We start from the raw sequence: 13,410 nt of genomic DNA, 5'->3' as shown, positions 1-13,410 counted from the left end.
CGTGCGTCTGTTCCGGCGCCGCAAGCAGCGCGATTCGCCCGAGTTCTCGCTGAAGCGATCCGCCGGGGAAACCGTCGCGGAAGGCATCTTCGAGCTGGCCATCCGTGGCGTCGTGGGCGTGATCAAGGCTGTGCTCCACGGCCTCTGATCCGGCCGGCCCGCGCCGGGCCGAGGGGTATCCGGGGCTGGTCTCGGCCGATATGGCACCGTGGTGCTGCGAACGGTCGGGTGGAAGGAGCTCAGACGATGCCCAAGGGTGTGCCGGTACCGGAGAGTATTCCGGAGGATGGGCTGACCACGCGGCAGCGGCGGAATCAGCCGGTGCTGGCCGTGCATACGGGGCCGGGCAAGGGGAAGTCCACTGCCGCGTTCGGGATGGCGTTGCGGGCCTGGAATCAAGGGTTCGATGTGGCGGTGTTCCAGTTCGTGAAGAGTGCCAAGTGGAAGGTGGGGGAGGAGGCCGCGTTCCGGACGCTGGGGACGCTGCATGAGGAGACCGGGGCGGGTGGGGCCGTCGAGTGGCACAAGATGGGGGAAGGGTGGTCCTGGACTCGGAAGCAGGGGTCGGATGAGGATCATGCGGCCGCGGCGCTCGCCGGGTGGAAGGAGATCGCGCGGCGGCTGGGGGATGAGCAGCATCGGTTCTACGTGCTGGATGAGTTCACCTACCCGTTGAAATGGGGGTGGGTGGATGTGGACGAGGTGGTCGAGACGCTGCGGAATCGGCCGGGGAATCAGCATGTGGTGATCACCGGGCGGGATGCGCCGCAGGCGTTGATCGAGGCGGCGGATCTGGTCACCGAGATGACCAAGGTGAAGCACCCCATGGATGCGGGCCGCAAGGGCCAGCGGGGTATCGAATGGTGAGTGTGCCGGCGGTGGTGATCGCCGCGCCCGCTTCGGGCAGCGGGAAGACCACCGTTGCCACCGGGTTGATCGGCGCGTTGCGCCGGGCGGGGCATCGGGTCGCTCCGTTCAAGGTGGGGCCGGATTACATCGATCCCGGGTATCACGGGCTGGCTGCCGGACGTCCGGGGCGGAATCTGGATCCGGTGCTGGTCGGGCACGAGCGGGTTGTGCCCTTGTATCGCAACGGATCCCGGGATTGCGATCTGGCCGTTGTCGAGGGCGTCATGGGGTTGTTCGACGGGCGCATCGACGAGCAGCAGACGGAGCCGATCGCCGAAGGCTCGACCGCGCAGATCGCCGCGATGCTCGGCGCGCCCGTGATTCTGGTCGTGGATGCGCGCGGACACAGTCAGAGCCTGGCGGCTCTGTTGCACGGCTTCGCCACCTTCGAGTCCGGAATCCGTTTGGGCGGCGTGATTCTCAACCGGGTCGGTAGCGAACGCCATGAGCAGGTGCTGCGCGCGGCCTGTGCTCGGGTCGGGCTCCCGGTCCTCGGTGCGCTGCCGCGGCTGGCCGAGCTCAATGTTCCGTCGCGGCATCTCGGCCTCATTCCGGCGGTCGAACACGGGGCGGCCGCTCAGGCTGCGGTGGACGCTATGACCGATCTGGTTGCGGCGCATATCGATCTGGCGGCAGTGGCGGCCTTGGCGGCATCGAATACCCAAGGGGACGCCTGGGATCCCGCCGCTGAACTGGCAGCCGCCCAGGCAGATCCGGCCACGAACGGTGGTCCGCGGGTCGCGCCGATCCTCGCGATGGCGGGCGGTCCAGCCTTCACCTTCGGTTACGCCGAGCATCGCGAGCTGCTGGAGGCCGCCGGGGCACGCGTGGCGGTGTTCGATCCCATTCACGACGAATTGCCCCACGGCACAGCCGGATTGGTGCTGCCCGGCGGCTTCCCCGAGGAACACGCCCCCGATCTCGCGGCCAATACGCCCCTGCTGGAGAGCATTCTCGGCCAGGCACATCTCGGCCTCCCCATCCACGCCGAATGCGCGGGCCTCCTCTACTTGACCCGCTCCCTCGACGGCTACGACATGGCCGCAGTGGTCGACGCCGAAGCCGAATTCGGCCCTCGCCTCACCCTCGGCTACCGAGACGCGGTGGCCCTCACCAACTCCCCCCTCTGGCGAGCCGGCGAACGCGTCCGAGGCCACGAATTCCACCGCACCCGCCTCACCGAGACCGGCGACTTCCACCCCGCCTGGGCCTGGCGCTCCCCAACCGGCGAAACCATCCGCGAGGGCGTGATAACCCAAAACGTCCACGCCTCCTACCTCCACACCCACCCCGCCGGAAACCCCTCCGCCATAGCCGGTTTCGTCGTCGCCGCAGCCCACTTCGCACAAACCCATGCAGCCCGAGCCTGAGCTGTCCCCACCGGTCACGGTGGACGGCCGGCACGTACACCCAGACGGCCTCCGTGGTGAAACCGCCACCGGAGGCGCCGACACTGACAGTGCGGTCATAGGCCAAGCCGCTACGAAAGACGGTGCTACGAGAGACATTGCCTCCGGAGCGGCCTCGTGCGTGGCGGCGCACCGTATCCCGCAGCTGGCGGTAGGTGTCGGCGCCCGCCCCGGGGTCGCGGCCGACGTCATTGTCGCTGCGGTGCGGGAAGCCTTGGCGGATGCCGCAATTCATTGTCTGGCGACCGTCGACCGGCGAGCGGCCGAGCCGGGTCCGGCTGCGGCCGCCGCACTGCTGGGTGTCCCATTGCGGGTCTTCTCACCCGGTGAGCTGGCCGCTGTGCCGGTCCCGACCCCCTCGCCGCGTACTGCGACGGCCGTGGGGACCGCCAGCGTGGCGGAAGCCGCCGCCCTGCTGGCGTCCGGCGGCACCGAACTGGCCGTGCACAAGCGAGTCGTCCACGGAATCACCGTGGCAGCCGCCGCAATTCGCGACTAGCTCCACGAGAGGGCACTCATGGTGGTGAGCTCTCGACGTTTACTTCCACCAGTGCCCGCTCGCGCTCGAGTCGGATGGGCTGGAACGCCGAGTGGCACCTGATCGGGAGGTTCGACGGCGTGTCGTCTCGGTCAGGTGCCACTCGGTGCAGGGGGAAACAGGTTTGGGGCCGCCGCACCCTCGGCAGGTTGGGAGAGCGGGGGGTGCGGCGGCGAGGCGAGCCACCCGCACGCGCTGGGGTGGCCGCCGTCTTTGGGTTAGGCGGCTGGGGGATTGGCGCCTGTGGAAGGAATCGAGGCCGGGCTTTCCGGGCTCAGCGCTGTTGCTCAGGGCCCGAGTGCGTCGCTTGGGGGTTAGGGGCTGCCGCCTTGGGGCCGAAGGCGGCAGCCATCTTGGCATTTAGGGGGCTACTGCGCCCCAGTTGGCGAAGCCGGTGGGGTCGTGGCGGCCCATGGTGCCGTGTTCGAAGAGGCCGTAGCCTTCGTCGGTGCCGCAGCGGGCCTTGCCGGCGTGGTCGATGACGCCGAAGGGGATGCGGCCGGCGATCGCGGGGTCGGTGATGTCGTAGAGGCGGCTCTCGGACCAGTTGCGGCCCTTCCATTGGCCGTGCTGCCAGTCGGGGTCGCCGCCGTAGCCGCAGCCGGCATTGAGGGCGATGAAGGTGCCGGCTTCTACTTCGACTTCGAGGGGTTTGCCGTCGGGGGTGGTGAGGTCGAGGCGAACGGCGGTGGGGATGCGGGTGCCGGACTTGTAGGTGAGATGCACTCGGGGCCAGCCCAATTGCTCGATGCGGCCGTCTTTCCAGATGCGGGTGGCATCGTTCAGGGTGCGGAAGCCGTTGGGCTCCTCCTGCACGATCACGATGATCGAGTAGTCGTCGAAGCGCAGGGGGACGTACAGCCACCAGAAGCCTTCGGATGGCTCGTCGGCGACGCGGCCCGGCGGGTCGGATTCGCCGACGGGGCGGATGCCCCAGGAGCGGTCGCGGGTGCCGACCCAGTGGGACGGGTCGATGGCGATATCGGTGCCGTCCACGTTCAGGGTGCCGGACCAGGTGCCGACCTGCGCGAACCGCTGGGCGTCGATGATCGGCCGGTTGAGCCCGGTGATGATGGTGTGCGGTTCCTCGCGCACCACGGGGAAGGAGCCTTCCCAGGTGAGGTCGGCGGACAGGTCCTCGTGCTCGCACACCACGCGCAGCTTCTGCAGCGGTTCCAGTACTTCGATGCGGTAGCCGCCGACGGCGAGGTCGGTGCTGCGCTGGACGAGCGCGTCGGAGAATCGCACGGCGCGCTGGGTGTCGCCGCGTCGGACGGTGACGAAGGCGTCGGTCACTCCGAGGTTCGGGTACACGCCGAAGCCGGTGATGAGCATGGTCTCACCGCCGGTGTCGATGGCGTTGAAGTAGCTGCGGTCGTAGAAGTTCCGATCGCTGGTGGCCACCCGCGCCATGGGTAGCGGCGTCTGGTGGATGGGGAATTCATCGAGTGGTCCGATGATCATCAGTTCTCTCAATCCCAGGAGTAGGTGCCGTCGAGCAGTGCTTCCAGCAGCGGCCGGTGCATCACGTAGTCGTCGCGGTCGTCGTTGTCGGCGGCCTCGCCGAAGTGGATCATGCGCCGGCGGATGCGGGCCATCACGATCCCGTGCCGCAGCGCGGAGTACATGAGATACCAGTCGAGGTCGCGGACCGGGTGGCCGCTGAATTCCTCGTACAGTTTCTCGACGTCGCTGCGCCGCATGTAGTCCGCGAGTCCGGCCTGGTCGAAACGCGTGGCGATGTCCTGGAAGAACCGGTGGATGAGGATGGTCCAGGCGACGTCGAGTTCGCGCGGCCCGATGGCGGCCATCTCCCAGTCCAGCACCGCGACCGGATCGAATTCGTCGAACATGATGTTGCCGGGCCGGGCGTCGCCCCAGCTGAGCACGTCGTCGCTGGGCTCCGCGGGCCAGTTGGCTTCGAGCCAGTCGAAGGCGCGTTCCAGGATGGGAATGCGGTAGCCGTCATCGGCGAGCGCCCAGTCGTACCAGGCCTTCTGGGCGTCGAAATGCCGCCGCAGCGAGGAGCCTTCGCCCGCGAACATGGGGAAGCGCTCGGCCGGATTGTCGATCGAGTGCACCTTGGCGATGGCCGCGACGGTGTGCCGGGTGATGGCGTAGCGCTGTTCCGGGGTGGCGTCGAAGAGCCAGCCGGTGAACACGTAGGGCGGATTGTCCTCGGGCACACGGCCGCTCACGCGGCGCATGACGAAGAACGGTGCGCCGAGCGCATTGTCGGATCCGGTCTCCAGCCAGCACAGGGTCGGCACCGGCAGGTCGGTGGCCTCGGCGACGCCCTTGATGACCGCGAATTGGGTTGCCAGGTCGTAGTTCTCGAAGACCGGGAAGGAGCTGGCGTCCGGCGCGAGCCGCGCCACGAAGGAGCCGCCCGCGGGTTGCCCGTGCTCGGACCATTCGGCGTCGAACAGCAGCGTGGTGCTGGACATGCCGCCCGTTTCCGGCCGCGTGATCGAGGTGACCTTCGGCTCCTCGTCGGCTTCGACCTTGGTGCCGAGCCACTGCGCCAGCTCGGTGGCCAGCAGATCAATGTCCAGGCCGGAGACGGTGAGGTCCTGCCGCTGGTTGGGATCGGCGTCGGCCGATGTCATGGGTCCTCCTGCACAGGGGATAGCGAGGCGTGTCAACGGATTACGTACATCTGGACACTAGTGGCCCGGTGGTGTAAGCCGCGATTCCGCGTTGGCTGAAATGTAACGCGTTCTAAATGGCTCCGGTAGGGAAACCGTGCGGCCAATTTCACGAGTACCGGTCACCGGGATGACGGGTTGGCTGAATTCCTCTACTCGTGCTGGCGCGCAATACCTGAGAGGTATGAACGAAACATACTGCAGGCGTATCGACAGTGCGTGCGAAACCCGGGTGGGATCAAGGAAAAGCCGGATGCGTGCCGCCTCGGTCGCGTCCTACCGTCGAGGAAGCCATATGCCGACAAGAGGGGGAGCGGGATGAGTCTGCTGACAGTCGATACCGATGCCGAGCCGGAGGTGAGCGAGCCGGATCCGCCGAAGTCCTGGAATCCTTTCACCCGCTTGGTATTCCGCTTCGCCTTTCTGTACTGCGTCCTGTTCTGCGTCTTCTATCCGCAGCCGCTCTACGCCTTCACCGGCCCGATCAGTCATTGGTTGCCGGACAATTGGTTCCGGTGGTGGGTCGACCTCAGTGCGCCGCTGGTGCGATGGGCGGGCCGGACCGTATTCGATACACACCTCGTATTGCACGACACCGGCAGCGGCGACCAGGCCATCATGTGGGTTCTGGTGTTCTGCATCCTGGTCATCGCGGTGGCGGGTACCGCGGTGTGGAGCGTGCTCGACCGCCGGCGCCGTGAATACCGGTGGCTGGCGGGGTGGTTCCTGCTCTTCATCCGGCTCTGCGTGGCGGGGCAGATGTTCTTCTACGGCTTCGCCAAACTGATCCCCAATCAGATGCCGGACCCTGGTCTGGTCAATCTGCTGGTGCCTTACGGCGACTTCTCGCACATGTCGGTGCTGTGGTCGCAGGTCGGCATCTCGCCGGTGTACGAGAGCCTGCTCGGCGCGGCCGAGGTGACCGGCGGCCTGTTATTGCTGCTGCCCCGCACGCAGCTGGCCGGGGTGCTGCTGAGCATCGTGAGCATGGCGCAGGTGTGGATCCTGAACATGACCTTCGATGTGCCGGTCAAGCTGCTGTCGTTCCATTTGCTGCTGCTCGGCCTGGTGCTGCTGGCGCCCGAGGCGCCGCGATTGGCTGCCTTCCTCACCGGCCGGGCGACCGGTCCCTCCACCGCCCCGCAGCCGTTCCGTACGCGCCGATCGTGGCGGATCGCGGCGGCGCTGCAGGTGCTGCTGGCCGTATGGTTCGCGATCCCCTGCGTCTGGCAGGGCATCGACAGCTACCACCAGTACGGCCTCGGCCGTCCGAAGTCCGAGCTGTACGGCATCTGGGTCGTCGCGGACTTCAGTCGGGACGGCATACCGGTGCCCCCGCTGCTCACCGACGAGACACGCTGGCGGCGTGTGGTTTTCGAGTACCCGCAATTGGCGTTCTATCAGAAGATGGACGATGCGCTGGCGGCGGTGAGTGTCCGGATCGACAGTGGCGCACACCGATTGGTCATGACCGACCCGGATTCCAAGACAGAACTGGGAGCCCTGACCTATGACCGAACCACGCCGGACCACATGGTGCTGACCGGTGAACTGAACGGCCACCCGGTGGTCATCTCCCTCGATCGCGCCGACCTGAGCAAGCTGCCCCTCCGGCGCAGTGGCGGCCTGCACCTCATCCAGGACAACGCCGACTTCGGCACGGTCGTCGAGTTCTGAGGCGTCACCGGGGACCGAGATCCCCGATCTGGTTGATCCAGTTCGGATTCGGCGCATAGAACTCGCCGGCCCCGGGGACGAACGCCTGCTGGGCATCCGCATCACCCAGCAGGCGGGCCGCCAGCCAGGCCATGGGATAGCCGAGATACCCGTACACGCCTTCGACGCACGGCCAGGAGGCGGTGGCGCAATCCGGTTGGCCCTGAACGTCATTGTGATTCGGCCCGACCAGCGTCCCCCACACCTTGGGCACGCCCGGCGGGACAGCGTCGTAGTACGCGCGCATCGACTGCAGCCCGACCAGTTGCACCGGCAGCCCCTGCTCCGACGGCGCGATGATGCCGTCCGAGGAGCCGTTCACCAGAAACACCGAACCGCCGGTCAGACTTCGCGTGTCGGGACACCAGGACCCGGTACTGCACCAGATCTGCGCCGGCAGCTCGATCGGCACCGCCGTCCGGATCCGCCCGCCGGACCGGATCATGGCATTGAGCGCCCCGGTCGCGCCCTGCGAATGTCCGACTGCCGCAACCGCATCCGGATCGAGCCGGTCATGGAAGATGCTGCCCGGATCGGCGGCCCGGCCCAGCAGGTAGTCCACCGCCCCGGCGATATCCGCGCCGGAGCCGGTCTGCGCGTTCTCGGTGGCGATCACCACGAACCCCCACGACGCCAAATGCGAAAGCAGATAGGCGTATTGGTTCGGATGCGCGGCGGTGCCGTCGCCCCAGGTGATGATGGGGTGCCGGAAGCCGCCCGCGCCCAGATCCGTCGGATACCAGATGTCATAGGCCGCGCCGGTGGAATCGCAGCAGCCGAAACCCTGTTGGGCCGTCACCGCCCACGGCCCCGGCCCGGAGTACTTCGTTTCGACTCCCGGGGAAGGAACATAGGTTTGGGCGCTCGCCGTGACCGGTACGGCGAACGGCAGCAGCAGCGCGATTCCCACGGCGAGCATCCCGAACATCGCTCGGTATCTCATGACCACCCGGCACCTCATAGCAGAAAAGCATAGAAGGATTGATAGCGGCAGAGCATAGAAGTAAGCCGGGTGCGTGTGATGCGTGTCCGCGCAGGCCGTAATCTCAATCCTTGTGCAGAATGCGTCAGCCACCCCCGAGGACCAGGCAGGATCGAATGCCGGAGGAGACCCCAACTATCTGGTGGGTCTCGATCTGAGCGGCCGCCGTGTCGTGGTGGTGGGTGGTGGAACGGTCGCCCAGCGCCGCCTCGGCCTGCTCATCGCCTCGGGCGCGGACGTGCATGTGATCAGCCGTGAAGCCACTCCGGCCGTCGAGGGTATGGCGAGCTCCGGCCAGGTGAAACTGGAACTGCGCGATTACGCCGACGGTGATCTGGACGGCGCCTGGTACGCCATGGCCTGCACGAACGAACCCGATACCAATGCGGCCGTGGTCGCGGAGGCCACCCGGCGGCGCATCTTCTGCGTGCGCGCCGATACCGCCCGCCTGGGCACCGCGGTCACGCCCGCCACCGCGCGCCACGATGGCATGACGCTGGGTGTGCTGGCCGGTGGTCAGCACCGTCGTTCGGCCGCGGTGCGCAATGCGCTGCTGGAGGCGCTGCAATCCGGTGTGGTGACCGATGATTCGGCTCCCGTGGTGCCGGGCGTGGCGCTCATCGGCGGCGGTCCGGGCGATCCGGATCTCATCACCGTGCGTGGCCGTCGTCTGCTGGCGCGCGCGAATCTCGTTGTGGCGGACCGGCTCGCGCCGCCGGAGCTGCTCGCCGAGCTCGGTCCCGAGGTCGAGGTGATCGATGCCGCCAAGATCCCCTACGGTCGCGCCATGGCCCAGGAGGCCATCAACAAGGCGCTCATCGAGGGTGCGCAGGCGGGCAAGTTCGTGGTGCGCCTCAAGGGCGGCGACTCCTATGTGTTCGGCCGCGGCTACGAGGAACTCGAGGCCTGTGTCGAGGCGGGCGTGCCGGTGACGGTGGTCCCGGGCGTGACCTCCGCCATCTCGGTGCCGGCGCTGGCCGGTATCCCGGTGACCCATCGCGGTGTCACGCACGAATTCGTGGTCGTCTCCGGCCATGTGGCCCCGGACCACCCGGATTCCCTGGTCGACTGGCCCGCTTTGGCGCGGTTGCGCGGCACGATCGTGCTGCTCATGGCCGTCGAGCGGATCGAGAAGTTCGCGGCCGCCCTGCTCGAAGGTGGGCGTGCCGCAGAGACTCCCGTCACGGTCATCCAGGAGGGCAGCCTCCGCACCCAGCGGATCGTCCGCGCCGATCTCGCCACCGTCGCGGAACGCGTCCGCGCCGAGGCGATCCGCCCGCCGGCCATCATCGTCATCGGCCCGACGGCGGGTTTCACCGCGGGCGCGCCCGATCTGGAAGCGGATTCGCGCTAGCCGATGAGACAGCCCGCCGCGAAACGCCTGGATGCGCCATATCGGGCAGACATCCGTGCTGTCGCGGCAGGGGTTTCCGGTGCCGGCTCCCGGCCCCGAGCCCCGAGAAGTACCGCCGGTAGACCTCGAGAGTTCAGCACCCCATCCACTACAGTGGCGGGGTGCTCGATAACCCCGCTGCGACGATGCAGTATCCGGTGACCAAGCGGGCGTTCGGGCTCGCCATTCTCGTGTTGAGCGGGCTGCAGTTGATGGTGGTGCTCGACGGCACCGTCATGATCTTGGCGCTCCCGCGGGTGCAGGAGCAGTTGGGACTGTCCAATGCGGGCAGTGCGTGGACGGTGACGGCCTACGGTCTGCCGTTCGCGGGCCTGATGCTGCTGGGCGGGCGGCTGGGCGACTCGTTCGGCCGGAAACGGATGCTGATTCTGGGCGTCGCATTGTTCACGCTGGCTTCGGCGCTGTGCGGTACCGCGCAGAACGAGGCCTGGCTGATCGCGGCCCGCGCCGCGCAGGGCACCGGCGCGGCCATTGCCGCGCCGACCGCATTCGCCTTGGTGGCCAGCACTTTCGCGCCCGGCCCGGCCCGTAATCAGGCGATCGCGATCTTCGGATCCATGGTCGGCATCGGTTCGGTCGGTGGTCTGGTGATCGGTGGTGCGCTGACGCAGCTGGATTGGCGCTGGATCTTCTGGATCAATGTGCCGATCGGCATTCTCATCGTCGCCGGCGCCATGTACGAACTACGCGACACCGAGCACCACCGCATCTCCCTGGATGTGCGCGGCGCGGTGCTCGGCACCCTGGCTTGTGCGGCCATCGTTTTCGGTGCGACCGAGGGGCCCGAGATGGGCTGGGGCAGTCCGATCATCCTGGGCGCGCTCATCGGCGGTCTGGTGTTGCTGCTGGCCTTCATCTTCGCCGAGCGCAATGTGCTGAATCCGCTGCTGCCGTGGTCGCTGTTCGACAGCCGGGACCGGGTGATCTCCTTCGTCGCCATCTTCCTGGCCTCCGGCGTGCTCGGCGCGACCACCTTCTTCGTGGCCCAGTTCCTGCAGAACGTGCTCGGTTACAGCCCGCTCATGGCGGGTCTGGCCAGCATCCCGTTCACGCTCGGCGCGGGCGTGGGCACCGGTATCGCGTCCAAGGCCGTGCAGTTCGTGCAGCCGCGCTGGCTGTTGTTCGGCGCTGCGCTGGTGCTGGCGGCGGGCCTGGGATTCGGCTCCACGCTGGATCGTTCGGTGCATTACTTCCCGACGCTGCTGATCCTGCTCGGCGTGGTGGGCGCGTGCGTGGGCATGACCATCGTGATCCTGCCGCTGTGCGTACTGGTCGGCGTGGACATGACGAATATCGGCCCGCTGTCCGCGGTCGGGCAGATGTTCATGAACATGGGCACCCCGTTCGCGGTCGGCCTGCTGAGCCCGGTCGCCCTGTCGCGGACGCTGTCGCTGGGCGGTAAGTCCGGCAAGGTCACCGAGATGACCTCGGCCCAGATCGACGCGCTGGGCAGCGGTTACATGCTGGTGCTGGGGGTGTGCGCCATCGGTACCGCGATCATGGGCGTGCTCGCCCTGACCCTGCGCTACACCCCCGCCCAGCTGGCCCAGGCCCAGCACGCCCAGGACGAGGCCCAGAAGAACTGACGCGCCTAAGGCACCTGTACTACGGCGACAGCCGTTTCACTGAGGCTGCCCAGGTACAGCGTGCCGTTGTGTTCGGCTACCCCGGTCACCATGGCGTAGTCGGTGCCCTCATGCTGCAGGTCATGGACGAGCCGGCCGTCGAAGCCGTAGGCCGTGATCCAGACAGTACGCGCCGGTTTCGGTTGCAGCGCTTCGGGAATCGCCCATACCAGCTGCCGCAGGATGCCCGGCAGCGGAAGCAGCATGTCCAGCAGTGGATTTCGCGGCGCGACCATCGCCACCCACACCAATCCGTCACTGCCCAAGCCCATATTGTCGGGGAAGGCAGCCAGGTTTTCGGCGAAGTAGTCGGTGGTCCCGGACTTGGGGCCGGTCAGCCAGTGCCGCCGGATGCTGTAGCCGCCGGTCTCGGCGACCAGCACGCACGAACGGTCCGGGGCGAGCACGATGCCATTGCCGAAATCCAGCCCGTCGATGAGGATTTCGACGCCGCCGTCGGGATCGCGCCGCATGAGCCGGCCGGTGCCGGAGTGCTCCAGCATGTCGCCCATGTACTGCTGCAGCGGCCAGTTCCGGGTGGACTCGGAGAAGTAGATGGTGCCGTCGGTATCGGCGACCACATTGCTGGGGAAGTTCAGCGGCTTGCCCTCGACCTCGGAGACCAGCACCTCGAGCTGCCCGCCCGGCTTGTCGAGGCGCAGCAGCCCGCCCCCGAAATCGCAGATGAGCACGGACCCATCGGGTTCGGCGTGCAGGCCGAGGGGCCGTCCGCCGGTGTGCGCGATCTGCTCGACGGTCCCGGACTCGGGATCGACCGCCAGGATTGCGCCGTTCTCCAGTCCGGTGAGCACCCGGCCGTCCGCGGCCACCACCACGTCCTCGGGTCCGGTCCCGGGTAGTTCGAGCCTGCGGACCGGCGGTAGTGGTGGGACGCTGCGGGTTTCACGGGCGCGGGGCGTGGCTTTGGGCGGGGTCCAGCGGCGCGGTTGCATAGACATGGCTCACAGTAACCTCGAGAGGGTGTCGCCCGGTCGGCATATTCGGCAGACTGCCGGGATGGACACGAGTCTGGACACGGAGCTGCTGAACCGCTGGACGAAACTGGCCGGCGCTGCTGCTCGTGCGGTGGGGGTGGACCTGGTGCGCCGGTACAGCGAACCGCATCGGCGGTATCACACGGTCGAGCATCTGGCGGCGATGCTCGCGGTGATCGACGATCTGGCCGCGGACGCAACGGATATCGACGCGGTGCGGTATGCGGCGTTCTTTCACGACGCGGTCTACGAGGTGGACGGCACCGACAACGAGGAGGAGAGCGCGCGGCTGGCTGAGCTCACTCTCGCTGACCTGGGCGTTGCGCCGGAAACGGTAGCGGAGGTGGCGCGCCTGGTACGACTCACCGGCGGTCACCATCCGGCTTCGTCTGATCGCAACGGCGCAGTGCTCTGCGATGCGGATCTGGCTATTCTGGCTGCCGACGAATCGGCTTATGCCGCATACACTTCCGCGGTCCGTGCCGAATACGCCCACGTCCCGGACGAATTGTTCCGCGCGGGCCGCGCCGCGGTGCTGCGGGGGCTGGTCGATCAGGAGCGGCTGTTCCGCACCCCGACCGCCCAGGCCCGTTACGCCGCGGCGGCCCGCGCCAACCTGGCGGCCGAACTCGCTGCCCTCACCGCGCCCGCGGAGTAGGTCAGCGAATTCGGCAGCGTGTCAGCGGGTTCCGTATTTATAGGTCTGCTTGCGCAGTTTCAGGTAGACCATGATCTCTGCGTGCCGGACCCCGGCCAGGGTCCGGATCCGCGTCGATACGAGTTCCAGCAGTGCCGCGTCGTCCGGGCATACCGCCTCGCACAGCAGGTCGTAGCGCCCGGCGCAGACCACCACGTAGTTGATCTCATCGATGAGAGCCAGTGCGTCCGCGACTGGTTGTACCGGCCCGTCGACGGTGATCGCGATCATGGCCTGCCGGAACAGCCCGACCTGCAGCGGGTCGGTGACCGCGACGATCTGGATGACCCCCGCGTCCGACAGTTTCTGCACGCGTTGCCGGACCGCCGCTTCCGATAGTCCGACCGCTTTTCCGATCGACGCGTACGCTCGCCGGCCGTCCTCCTGGAGTTCGGCGATGATGCGTTTGGAGATGTCGTCGAGTACCGGGCCGCCCCGGCCGGAATTAGCGTCGGGCACAGGGGTCATCCTTGTCGT

13 protein-coding genes are annotated in these 13,410 nt (G+C 67.6%); 8 read left to right on the top strand and 5 right to left on the bottom strand.

Annotated elements, in window-relative coordinates:
- Window position 1: 1 nt before the first annotated feature.
- The 4 genes from ACH438_RS07660 (at window position 2) to ACH438_RS07645 (ending at window position 2,817) form a co-directional block, all read left to right on the top strand.
- On the top strand, window positions 2-148 hold the full coding sequence (locus tag ACH438_RS07660; protein WP_397002423.1) for a hypothetical protein: 147 nt from the start codon (window positions 2-4) through the stop codon (window positions 146-148).
- Window positions 149-246: 98 nt separating this feature from the next.
- A complete protein-coding gene (gene cobO / locus ACH438_RS07655) occupies window positions 247-867 on the top strand; it encodes a cob(I)yrinic acid a,c-diamide adenosyltransferase (protein ID WP_397002421.1) in 621 nt (206 codons plus the stop codon).
- A complete protein-coding gene (locus ACH438_RS07650; protein WP_397002419.1) occupies window positions 861-2,279 on the top strand; it encodes a cobyrinate a,c-diamide synthase in 1,419 nt (472 codons plus the stop codon). The genes cobO and ACH438_RS07650 overlap by 7 nt, the downstream gene beginning before the upstream one ends.
- A 160-nt stretch (window positions 2,280-2,439) precedes the next feature.
- Window positions 2,440-2,817: a cobalamin biosynthesis protein gene (locus ACH438_RS07645; RefSeq protein ID WP_397002417.1), complete on the top strand. Its 378-nt coding sequence runs from the start codon at window positions 2,440-2,442 to the stop codon at window positions 2,815-2,817.
- A gap of 399 nt (window positions 2,818-3,216) precedes the next feature.
- Here ACH438_RS07645 and ACH438_RS07640 read toward each other — a convergent pair whose 3' ends face one another.
- A complete protein-coding gene (locus tag ACH438_RS07640; RefSeq protein WP_397002415.1) occupies window positions 3,217-4,320 on the bottom strand; it encodes a hypothetical protein in 1,104 nt (367 codons plus the stop codon).
- 8 nt (window positions 4,321-4,328) lie between these two features.
- The gene (locus ACH438_RS07635) at window positions 4,329-5,465 is read right to left on the bottom strand and encodes a phosphotransferase family protein (RefSeq protein ID WP_397002413.1); all 1,137 of its coding nucleotides are present in this window, start codon (window positions 5,463-5,465) and stop codon (window positions 4,329-4,331) included.
- A gap of 357 nt (window positions 5,466-5,822) precedes the next feature.
- Here ACH438_RS07635 and ACH438_RS07630 point away from each other — a divergent pair, with 357 nt between their 5' ends.
- Window positions 5,823-7,181 (top strand): DoxX family protein, encoded by a 1,359-nt coding sequence (locus tag ACH438_RS07630; RefSeq protein WP_397002411.1) that lies wholly within the window; start codon window positions 5,823-5,825, stop codon window positions 7,179-7,181.
- A gap of 4 nt (window positions 7,182-7,185) precedes the next feature.
- Here ACH438_RS07630 and ACH438_RS07625 read toward each other — a convergent pair whose 3' ends face one another.
- A complete protein-coding gene (locus ACH438_RS07625; protein ID WP_397002409.1) occupies window positions 7,186-8,163 on the bottom strand; it encodes a hypothetical protein in 978 nt (325 codons plus the stop codon).
- 112 nt (window positions 8,164-8,275) lie between these two features.
- Between ACH438_RS07625 and cobA the strand changes: the two genes are divergently transcribed.
- Together cobA and ACH438_RS07615 are read left to right on the top strand one after the other, a co-directional pair.
- The gene (cobA, locus tag ACH438_RS07620; protein WP_397002407.1) at window positions 8,276-9,556 is read left to right on the top strand and encodes a uroporphyrinogen-III C-methyltransferase; all 1,281 of its coding nucleotides are present in this window, start codon (window positions 8,276-8,278) and stop codon (window positions 9,554-9,556) included.
- Window positions 9,557-9,741: 185 nt separating this feature from the next.
- Window positions 9,742-11,202, top strand: coding sequence for an MFS transporter (locus ACH438_RS07615; RefSeq protein ID WP_397003670.1), 1,461 nt, complete (start codon window positions 9,742-9,744; stop codon window positions 11,200-11,202).
- A gap of 5 nt (window positions 11,203-11,207) precedes the next feature.
- Here the strand turns inward: ACH438_RS07615 and ACH438_RS07610 are convergent, their stop codons facing one another.
- Window positions 11,208-12,200 carry an SMP-30/gluconolactonase/LRE family protein gene (locus tag ACH438_RS07610; protein WP_397002405.1) on the bottom strand — a complete coding sequence of 331 codons (993 nt, stop codon included), beginning with the start codon at window positions 12,198-12,200 and terminating at the stop codon, window positions 11,208-11,210.
- 58 nt (window positions 12,201-12,258) lie between these two features.
- On the opposite strand from ACH438_RS07610, the gene ACH438_RS07605 reads away from it, so the two are divergent.
- A complete protein-coding gene (locus tag ACH438_RS07605) occupies window positions 12,259-12,894 on the top strand; it encodes a metal-dependent phosphohydrolase (RefSeq protein ID WP_397002403.1) in 636 nt (211 codons plus the stop codon).
- 21 nt (window positions 12,895-12,915) lie between these two features.
- Here the strand turns inward: ACH438_RS07605 and ACH438_RS07600 are convergent, their stop codons facing one another.
- Window positions 12,916-13,401 (bottom strand): Lrp/AsnC family transcriptional regulator, encoded by a 486-nt coding sequence (locus ACH438_RS07600; protein ID WP_397002401.1) that lies wholly within the window; start codon window positions 13,399-13,401, stop codon window positions 12,916-12,918.
- Between the last annotated feature and the right edge of the window lie 9 nt (window positions 13,402-13,410).

Origin of the sequence: Nocardia sp. NPDC020380, from assembly GCF_044386975.1 — a bacterium.
Taxonomy (GTDB): Bacteria; Actinomycetota; Actinomycetes; order Mycobacteriales; family Mycobacteriaceae; genus Nocardia.
The sequence above is the reverse complement of the archived record's forward strand: the minus strand, read 5'-3'. Positions and strand labels throughout refer to the sequence as shown.